This window comes from Streptomyces sp. UNOB3_S3 (genome assembly GCF_020740895.1).
Classification (GTDB): Bacteria; Actinomycetota; Actinomycetes; order Streptomycetales; family Streptomycetaceae; genus Streptomyces.
Genome location: NZ_JAILXP010000296.1, coordinates 1 through 9052, shown reverse-complemented (window position 1 = coordinate 9052; position 9052 = coordinate 1). Strand labels below are relative to the sequence as shown.

The following is a 9052-nucleotide window of genomic DNA, read 5'->3' as shown; positions in this document are numbered from 1 at the left end:
CCTCGGCACCCCCGACCCGTCCGTCCCCTTCTCCCACGCGGGAGCCCCGCTCTCCGCCACCTCCCGCACGGCCTCCCCCACCTGGGCGGGCCGCCGATGACGACGTCGATAACTGAAGACCGGTTGTGGGCAGGCGTTCCGCAGGGCGATGGGGGTACCTCCCATGCCGTTCAGGCTATGGGGGAAGGTGGGCACAACCCACCCACGGACCCGCACGCGCAAGCGGACCCGGTGAAGGTGCTGCTGACGCGCCACCACCGGCTGTGCGCCGGATCAGTGGACCCGCTGGAGATCGCCGCCGGCCTGGAGGCCAGAGGCATCTGCGACCGCGTCGCGTCCACCGACTACCGCCACCGCGACGTGTTCTCCCTGGCGGAGGAACTCCACGCGAGGGTGGAACGCACGGAGACGGACGTGGCCTGCGCCCGCCCGCCGACGGAGGGTAAGCGCCAGACCGCCTGCGCAGCCCTGCGCGGCGCCCGGGGCGCGACAGTCACCCTGGCCTGCCTCTGGCTGATCGCCCACGCCCTCGTGGGCGACCAACTGCTCACGGCGCTGCTCCACGGCCACCGGGCCCTGGCAGGCCGGACGGGCCCGGCCCCGGCCGTCCTGGCCGGCGCGGCGCCCACCGCCCTGGCCCTGGCCTGCGCCGCCGCCCCCGCCGCCTGGTGCGCGCACTGGTTCGCGGCCAGGGCGCGCCGCGCGCTCCCGGCCAGCCGGGACCTCGCCGATTTCGGCAGAAGAACCCGGCCCGCCCTACTGGTGGCGGTGACGGTCTTCCTGGGCGCGCTGCTGGCGTTCCTCTGGCCGGCACGGTCGGCCCTGCCGGCCGGCCAGGCGCCCGGCGCCACCCCGCCCGTCCTCCACTACCTGACCGCGGCGGCCCTCGGCCTGCTCCTCTTCCTCGCCGGGCTGCTCGTCGCCCACGGGCTGCCCCGGGCGGCCGTCGCCGCCACCCTGGCCGCCGCCGCGGCCCAGGCCCTGCCCCCGCTCACCCTGCTCGCCGCCCGGCTACCGGGCTGCGAAGCCCTGCGCTGGCCCGTCGGCTGGGCGGCCGGGGCCTTCGGCCCCACCGCCCTGTCGCTCGCCGCGTGCGTCCCGCCGGCCCTCGCCCTGCTGGTCCACGCCGTCCCCGCGCTGTCCCGGGCCTCGGTCCACGGACCCCGGTGACCGGCACCACCCGCCCCACCCCGTCGACAGGAGAGAGAGCAAGCACGATGACCGTTCACCCCCCGCGCACCACCGGGCGAGAGCGAGGGCCCGACCGATGAGAGTCCTGCTCCTCGGCGCCAACGGCTACCTCGGCCGTTTCGTGGCCGACCGGCTGCTCGCCGACCCCGCCGTCCAGCTCACCGCCCTGGGCCGGGGCGACGACGCGGACGTCCGCTTCGACCTGGCCTCCGGCAGCCCCGGCGCCCTCACCCGCTTCCTCAACGCCGTCCACCCCGGCGTCGTGATCAACTGCGCGGGCGCCACCCGGGGCGGGGCGCGCGAGCTCACCCGGCACAACACCGTCGCCGTCGCCACCGTCTGCGAGTCGCTGCGCCGCAGCGGCTGCGGCGCCCGGCTGGTGCAGGTGGGGTGCTCCTCCGAGTACGGGCCCTCGCAGCCCGGCTCGTCCACCGCCGAGGACGCGGTGCCGCGCCCGGGCGGCCCGTACGGGGTGAGCAAGCTCGCCGCCACCGAGCTGGTGCTCGGCTCCGGGCTCGACGCGATCGTGCTGCGGGTCTTCTCCCCGGTCGGCCCCGGCACCCCCGCCGGCTCGCCGCTGGGCCGGCTCGCGGAGGCCATGCGGAGGGCGATGCAGAGCGGCGACAACGAACTGAAGCTCACCGGCCTCGGCGTGCAGCGTGACTTCGTCGACGTCCGCGACATCGCCCGGGCCGTCCACGCGGCCTCCCTCTCCGCCGCCCAGGGCGCCGTCAACATCGGCACCGGCCGCGCCGTGCGGCTGCGCGACGCCGCGACCCTGCTCGCCCGGGTCGCGGGCTTCGGGGGCGCCCTCCACGAGCTGGACGACCCCCACCTGGGCACCCCGCCCGCGTACCCCTACCCGGACGGATGCGGCGGCTGGCAGCAGGCCGACGTGCGCACCGCCCGGGACCGCCTCGGCTGGCGGCCGCGCATCGCCCTGGAGGAGTCGCTGGCCGACATCTGGATGGAGGCGGCGTGTCGTATCTGATCTCCCCGGGATACCGTCGCGCCCTCGCCGCCCGGAAGGCCCCGCTCCGGCTCGCCGTGCCGGGCTTCGCGCATCCGCTGGTGGCCCCCGCCGAGTGGGGCGGCCTCCAGCGGGCGGGCCTCCCGCTGGACTGGGTGGCGATCGGCGGCGGCGCGCCGCGGGAGCCCGACGGCGTGAGCGGCGGCCCCGGCTCCCGGCAGGACCCGTACTGGCTGTCCGCCGTCGTCCCGCTGCGCACGTCCGGCGCCCGCGTGCTGGGCCACCTGGACGTCCGGTACGGCACCCGGTCGTTCGGCGAGCTGCTCTCCGACGCGCAGCGCTACCTCAACTGGTACCGGGTGGACGGCTTCGCGCTGGCCCGCTGCCCGGACGACGAGGCCGGGCTCTCCGGGATCCGGCGGATGGCCGGCGCGTTGCGGACCCTGCACGACGGGGCGCATCTGGTCCTGTCCCACGGCACCCACCCCAGCCCCGGATACGCCGACGTGGGCGACCAGTTGGTGACGTACGCGGGCCCCTGGTCCGGTTACCGCTGGTCCCGGGCCGCCGAGTGGACCGTCGACCATCCGCCCGAGCGCTTCTGCCACCTGGTGCACGGCGTGCCGCGCACCCACCTGGACGAGGCGCTGCGCGTCGCCCGCTGGCAGGGCGCGGGCACCGTCTACTTCACGGACCGCACCGACCGCGACGCGCTCGACCCCTGGGAGTCCCTGCCCGGCTACTGGGACGATTTCGTCTCGCGCATCGGACCTGGTGTCTCGGAATGAGACGGGGCGTGGCAGTGTTACGGGAAGCACCACCGTACTGACATACCGACCTACGGAGTCCCCGTGTCGCTGCCACCCCTGGTCGAGCCGGCATCCGAGCTCACCGTCGACGAGGTCCGCCGGTACTCCCGCCACCTGATCATCCCGGATGTCGGGATGGACGGGCAGAAGCGGCTGAAGAACGCCAAGGTGCTCTGCGTGGGCGCGGGCGGTCTGGGCTCGCCCGCGCTGATGTACCTCGCCGCCGCCGGCGTCGGCACCCTGGGCATCGTGGAGTTCGACGAGGTCGACGAGTCGAACCTCCAGCGCCAGATCATCCACAGCCAGGCCGACATCGGCCGCTCCAAGGCCGAGTCCGCGCGGGACACGGTCCTCGGCATCAACCCGTATGTGAACGTCGTGCTGCACGAGGGCCGCCTCGAGGCCGACAACGTGATGGAGATCTTCTCCCAGTACGACCTGATCGTCGACGGCACGGACAACTTCGCCACCCGTTACCTCGTCAACGACGCGTGCGTGCTGCTCAACAAGCCGTACGTGTGGGGTTCCATCTACCGCTTCGACGGTCAGGCCTCCGTCTTCTGGAGCGAGCACGGCCCCTGCTACCGCTGCCTCTACCCCGAGCCCCCGCCGCCGGGCATGGTGCCCTCCTGCGCCGAGGGCGGGGTGCTGGGCGTGCTCTGCGCCTCGATCGGCTCGATCCAGGTCAACGAGGCCATCAAGCTGCTCGCGGGCATCGGCGACCCGCTGGTCGGCCGGCTGATGATCTACGACGCCCTGGAGATGACCTACCGGCAGGTCAAGGTCCGCAAGGACCCCGACTGCGCGGTCTGCGGCAAGAACCCGACGGTCACCGAGCTCATCGACTACGAGGCCTTCTGCGGCGTCGTCTCCGAGGAGGCGCAAGCGGCCGCCGCCGGCTCGACGATCACGCCGCTCCAGCTGAAGGAGTGGATCGACGAGGGCCAGAACATCGACATCATCGATGTCCGCGAGCCCAACGAGTACGAGATCGTCTCCATCCCCGGCGCCCGGCTGGTCCCCAAGAACGACTTCCTGATGGGCGACGCGCTCCAGGGGCTGCCGCAGGACAAGAAGATCGTCCTGCATTGCAAGACGGGTGTCCGCTCCGCGGAGGTGCTGGCCGTGCTCAAGTCCGCGGGCTTCGCGGACGCGGTGCACGTGGGCGGCGGCGTGATCGGCTGGGTCCACCAGGTGGAGCCGCAGAAGCCCGTGTACTGACGGGACAGATTTTTCGCGGACCGGCCCCGCTCGCCTCGTCGAGAGGCGGGCGGGGCCGGCCCGTTTTCTTCGCGGCCTACGGGCAGGTCGTGCCGTCCGCCGGGAGCCTGCCGTCGAGGAACGCGGCGTCCATGGTCTTCGTGGCGCACGCGTCGACGCCGTACGTGCCATGGCCCTCGCCCTTGACGGTCAGCCGGACCCCGACGCCCTTGCCGAGCATCGTAGCCATGTTCGCCGCACCGGCCACCGGCGTCGCCGGGTCGCCCGCGTTGCCGACCACCAGGATCGGCGCGGCCCCCTCGGCGCTCACCTCCGGGGTCTTCCACTTGCCCTTCACCGGCCAGCCCGTGCACGACAGCAGCGACCACGCGGCGGACTCCCCGAAGACCGGCGAGGCCTCCTTGAACTCCGGCAGCAGCCGCCGGACGTCGTCCACGTCGTAGCGCTCCTCCGAATCGGCGCAGGAGATGGCCCGGTTGGCGGCCTGGAGATTGTTGTAGCGGCCGTCGGGCGAGCGGCCCGCCATGGAATCGAAGAGCAGGAGCAGGGTGTTGCCCGTGCCCTTGACCCGCGCCTCCTGGAGCCCGGCGGTCAGGTACTTCCAGGTGTCCTTGGAGTACAGCGCGGTCGCGATGCCGTTGGTCGCCTCGTCCTGGGTGAGTTTCCGCCCCTGACTCGTCGGCAGGGGCCTGGAGTCGAGGTCCTTGAGGAGCGTGGTGATCTCGTCCAGGGTCGGGCAGCGGCCGCCGCTGCCCGCCGCGCCCGCCGAGGCGCAGTCCTTGAGGTAGTCGTCCAGCGCGAGCTGGAAGCCCTTGGTCTGTCCGAGGTCGCCCTGCACGGTGTCCTGTGTCGGGTCCACCACGGCGTCGAGAACGGTGCGACCGACGTTCTTGGGGAACAAGTGCGCGTAGACGCCGCCCAGTTCGGTGCCGTACGAGATGCCGAAGTAGTGGAGCCTGGAGTCGCCGAGCGCGGCCCGGATCCGGTCGAGGTCACGGGCGGCGCTGATCGTGTCCACGTACGGCAGGACCTTGCCGGAGTTCTTGGCGCAGGCGTCGATGTACGCCTTGTTGGTCGCCAGCGTCTGCCGGAGCTCGGCGTCGTCGTCCGGGGTGCCGTCCACCTGGTACGCCGCGTCGAGCTCCTTGTCGTTCTGGCAGCGCACGCCCGCGCTCTCGCCCACTCCGCGCGGGTCGAAGCTCACCAGGTCGTAGCGTGCGTGCAGGGCGGCGTAGCCGTCGGCGAGGGCGGGCAGCGCGGCGACGCCCGAGGCGCCGGGCCCGCCGAAGTTGAAGACGAGCGAGCCGATGCGGCGGGACGGGTCGGTGGCCTTGCTGCGGATCAGCGCGAGGTCGGTCTTCTCGCCGTCCGGCTTGGAGTGGTCGAGCGGCACCGGGAGCTTCGCGCACTGCCAGGCCCTGCCGGGCGCCTTGCCCGCGCCCTGCGCGGCGGTGGGGGCGTCACACGTCTTCCAGCTGAGCTTGGGGACGGGGGAACCGTTCTTGCCACCGCTGTTGCCCCCGCCGCTGCTGTCGGCACCGCTGCCGCTGTTCTGGCCGTTCGCTCTGTCGCCGCCGTTGTCGCCGCATCCGGTGGCGGCGAGGGCGATCACAAGGACGGTGGCGGCGAGGGAGGCGAGGGCCGTGACCCGGGGCCGTGTGGGACTCATTCCACCGACTCTACGGATGAATCGCCCTTTCCCGACCCCCTGGGGACCCGGCGTACGGGCGTTGTCAGGCGGAGCGCAGGGGCGCACAGCCGATCCGGCCCGCGACGGCGTCCACGAAGGCCGGGAACGCCCGGCGCGGATCGTCGGCCCGGGTGCCGGTGCGGCCGGGGCCCGTGCGCATGGTGAACACCGTGGGACGGCCCGCGCAGTCGGCCCGTATGAGCGCGCCCGTCGCCTCGATCCGGCCGTGGGCCCGCCAGCCGGGCGCGGGCGGGCTGTCGCCCGTGAGGCCGTCGAACAGGGCGACGATCCTGGGCCGCGCGGTCATCGCGAACCGGGCCGCCCAGCGGAACGCGTCGGCGGGGGTGGTGGTGTCGCCCTCCCGGGCGGTTTCGTCTGCCGGGGTGGCGGTGTGCGCCGGGGTGGTGGCGTTCGTCGGCGTGCTCGCCGGGGTGGTGTTCGCGTCGGTGTTCGCCAGCGCGCACGTCTCGAAGTCCGGCTCCGTGCTGCCCGTTCCGGCCGGGCCGGCTATGCCCGGTATCGCACAGGCCCCGGGCGCGGGCGGCGACGCCATCGGCGGCGCCTCCCGCGCGCATCCCGTCGCCTTCGCCGCCCGGTTGGCCACCTCCAGCAGGAGCCTGCCCGTCCGCGCCGGGGAGGCGTCCGGGAACGACCCGGTCAGCGTGACCACCGACGGACGGCCGCGCACATCGCACGACTCCGGCAGCACCAACGTGCCCGACGAGGCCGTGACGAAGCCGGGGAGGGCGTCCGGGAGCGGCGAGTCGCCCCCGGCGAACAGCCCCGTCAGCCAGGCCCGGCGCTCGTCCGCCGCCTCGGGGCCCGTGCCGTAGCGGACCTCCAGCCGGCGCTCGGTGCCATGGCCCCCGCGGTCGCCACCGCGCCAGCTCAGCGTGCAGTGGCCGTGGGGCCGGCCGCGACCCGGCGCGCTCTCCCGCGACACGCGCTGCCGGACGCCCCCGGCCTCCCCGCGGAACGGGCCGCTCTCCTCCGACCATGTGCCCCAGCAGTAGTCCTGCCGGGCCAGCGGCCTGAACTGCGTCTGCCACAGCGCCATCAGGGCCGCCAGCAACGCCGCTATGGCCAGGGCGCCGGTGAGCAGTCTTGCCCTGCGGCCCGGGTGTTCGGCCGTCCGTAACACCTCTGTCCCCCTCCGTCGCCTGTCGTCGCCCGCCCATCGCCCGTCGTCGCCCGCGGTGAAAACGGTCCGAGTGAAACTCTGTGCGGGCGATGGTAGTGCGGGCCACTGACATTCGAGCCGCTGGAGTTCGTCATACCGGTGTGATGTGCTATGGGTGCTATGAGCACACCTTCCCGGGTGCCGGAACAGTACCTTCCAGCAGGTATGCGTCAACCGCGCTTTTCACGCACGCGTTGCCGCTGTCGTAGGCGCCGTGGCCTTCTCCCCGGTATGTCATCTCGACTCCGACGCCCTTGCCGAGCTCCTGGGCCATCTTGTGCGCTCCCTCGTAAGGAGTCGCCGGATCACCGGTGTTGCCGACGACGAGGATGGGCCCCGAGCCCTTCGCGCTGACGTCGGGCGTCTGCCATTCGCCCTTCACGGGCCAGCCCGTGCACTGCAACAGGCTCCACGCCATGAAGTCCCCGAAGACCGGCGACGCCTTGCGGAACTCCGCCGCCCTGCGCCGGATGTCGTCCGCCGTGTAGCGCTGGGCGAAGTCGGCGCACGTGACGGCGTTGAGCGACGCCTGGAGGGAGCTGTAAGTCCCGTCCTGGCTGCGGCCGTTCATGGAGTCGCCCAGCATGAGCAGGATCTTCCCGTCGCCGTTCTCGGCGTCCTCGACACCCTCGGTGAGGTAGTCCCAGAACTCCTTCGAGTAGAGGGACTGCGCGATGCCGCTCGTCGCGAGCGACTGCGTCAGATCGCGGCCCCCGCCGCCCGGCACCGGCTTCGTCCCCAGCCGGTCGAGGAGCGAGGTGATCTGCTGCTCCGTGGGGCAGTTGTCCGACGTCTTCGTACAGGCCGTCATGTAGTCGCCGAGGGCGAGCTGGAACCCCGCCGCCTGGGCGAGGGCGCTCTGGACCGGATCGCTCGCCGGGTCCACCACACCGTCCATCAGCGCCCGGCCGACGTTCTTGGGGAACAAGTGCGCGTAGACCCCGCCCAGTTCGGTGCCGTAGGAGACGCCGAAGTAGTGCAGCTTGCCGTCGCCCAGGACCTGGCGCATGAGGTCCATGTCGCGGGCGGCGTTCGTGGTGCCGACGTGGGGGAGGAGCTTGCCCGAGCGCTTCTGGCAGCCCTCCGCGTACCTCTTCACCCGGCCCACGAGGGCGTTCTGTTCGGAGGGGGTGGCCGGGGTCGCGTCCGCCGCGTAGTACGCGTCCAGCTCCTTGTCCGGCAGGCACGTCACCCCGCTGCTGCGGCCGACCCCTCGCGGGTCGAAGCTGACCAGGTCGTAGCGGGTGCGCAGGGTGCGGTAGTCGTCGGCGAACGCCGGGAGCGTCGTCACTCCGGAGCCGCCGGGGCCGCCGAAGTTGAAGACGAGCGAGCCGATGCGGTGCGACTGGTCGGTGGCCTTCGCCCGGATCATGGCGATGCCGATCTTCTCGCCGTCCGGGTGGGCGTAGTCGAGCGGCGCGCGCAGGGTCGCGCACTCCCAGTCCGGGCCGGGGGGCCGGCCGGCGGCGCCCGCGTCCTCGCTGCGGCTGGGGGGTGGGCAGGGCTTCCAGTCCAGTTTCTGATTCTGGAGGGTGGTGCCGGCGGCCGCGGTGGGGGCGGCCGCGGAGGACGGTGCCGCTTGCCTCGCGTCGCCGTCGGCGTCGCCGCTGCAGCCGGTGACCACGGCCGGCAGTACGGCCGCGAGCACGGCCGCGAGCAGGGATCGCGCTCTGGCCGTGCGGGGGGATCTGGACACGCCTCCCACTTTTGGGCGGAGCGGGGCGGGGCGCGCGCAGGGAGGGCCGTATGGGTTACAGGTGGGCTATAGAGGGACGAATCTGACTTCCGTCGCCTTCGCGCCGGCCCAGACGGGGGTGCCCTCCGTGAGCCTCAGCTCCGCTGCGGCGGCGGGGGTGATCTCAGCGAGGATCTCGATGTCGGCGTTGACGAGGACGCGCATTCTGCTGCCTTGTGCGGTGAGCTCGTGGACCTTGCCGTGCCAGACGTTGCGGGGGCTGCTGGTGGTGGGTGTGGGGCGGGTGGTGTGGAGG

General features: G+C 73.1%; 8 protein-coding genes. 4 read left to right on the top strand and 4 right to left on the bottom strand.

From position 1 onward, the window contains the following. The first annotated feature begins 177 nt into the window (after positions 1 to 177). The 4 genes from K6I33_RS26310 to moeZ all read left to right on the top strand — a co-directional run bounded on the left by K6I33_RS26310 (position 178) and on the right by moeZ (position 4191). Positions 178 to 1170 carry a hypothetical protein gene (locus tag K6I33_RS26310; RefSeq protein WP_229357019.1) on the top strand — a complete coding sequence of 331 codons (993 nt, stop codon included), beginning with the start codon at positions 178 to 180 and terminating at the stop codon, positions 1168 to 1170. Positions 1171 to 1267: 97 nt separating this feature from the next. Continuing rightward, complete coding sequence (locus tag K6I33_RS26305; protein WP_229357018.1) at positions 1268 to 2182, top strand: NAD(P)-dependent oxidoreductase; 915 nt, start codon at positions 1268 to 1270, stop codon at positions 2180 to 2182. Continuing rightward, on the top strand, positions 2170 to 2949 hold the full coding sequence (locus K6I33_RS26300) for a spherulation-specific family 4 protein (protein WP_374285857.1): 780 nt from the start codon (positions 2170 to 2172) through the stop codon (positions 2947 to 2949). Before K6I33_RS26305 ends, K6I33_RS26300 begins: the two co-directional genes overlap by 13 nt. A gap of 63 nt (positions 2950 to 3012) precedes the next feature. Further along, positions 3013 to 4191: an adenylyltransferase/sulfurtransferase MoeZ gene (moeZ, locus tag K6I33_RS26295; RefSeq protein WP_229357017.1), complete on the top strand. Its 1179-nt coding sequence runs from the start codon at positions 3013 to 3015 to the stop codon at positions 4189 to 4191. A gap of 76 nt (positions 4192 to 4267) precedes the next feature. Here moeZ and K6I33_RS26290 read toward each other — a convergent pair whose 3' ends face one another. The 4 genes from K6I33_RS26290 to K6I33_RS26275 form a co-directional block, all read right to left on the bottom strand. Then, complete coding sequence (locus tag K6I33_RS26290) at positions 4268 to 5860, bottom strand: alpha/beta hydrolase (RefSeq protein WP_229357016.1); 1593 nt, start codon at positions 5858 to 5860, stop codon at positions 4268 to 4270. 64 nt (positions 5861 to 5924) lie between these two features. Beyond that, the gene (locus K6I33_RS26285; protein ID WP_229357015.1) at positions 5925 to 7022 is read right to left on the bottom strand and encodes a hypothetical protein; all 1098 of its coding nucleotides are present in this window, start codon (positions 7020 to 7022) and stop codon (positions 5925 to 5927) included. Between the two features lie 157 nt (positions 7023 to 7179). Next, complete coding sequence (locus tag K6I33_RS26280; protein ID WP_229357014.1) at positions 7180 to 8757, bottom strand: alpha/beta hydrolase; 1578 nt, start codon at positions 8755 to 8757, stop codon at positions 7180 to 7182. 66 nt (positions 8758 to 8823) lie between these two features. After that, positions 8824 to 9052 (bottom strand): TOBE domain-containing protein (locus K6I33_RS26275; protein ID WP_229357013.1); only part of this gene is annotated, 229 nt, incomplete at its 5' end.

Coding starts and splice junctions, on each gene's coding strand:
- K6I33_RS26310 (WP_229357019.1), top strand. CDS start 178: ATGGGGGAAGGTGGGCACAACCCACCCACGGACCCGCACGCGCAAGCG.
- K6I33_RS26305 (WP_229357018.1), top strand. CDS start 1,268: ATGAGAGTCCTGCTCCTCGGCGCCAACGGCTACCTCGGCCGTTTCGTG.
- K6I33_RS26290 (WP_229357016.1), bottom strand. CDS start 5,860: ATGAGTCCCACACGGCCCCGGGTCACGGCCCTCGCCTCCCTCGCCGCC.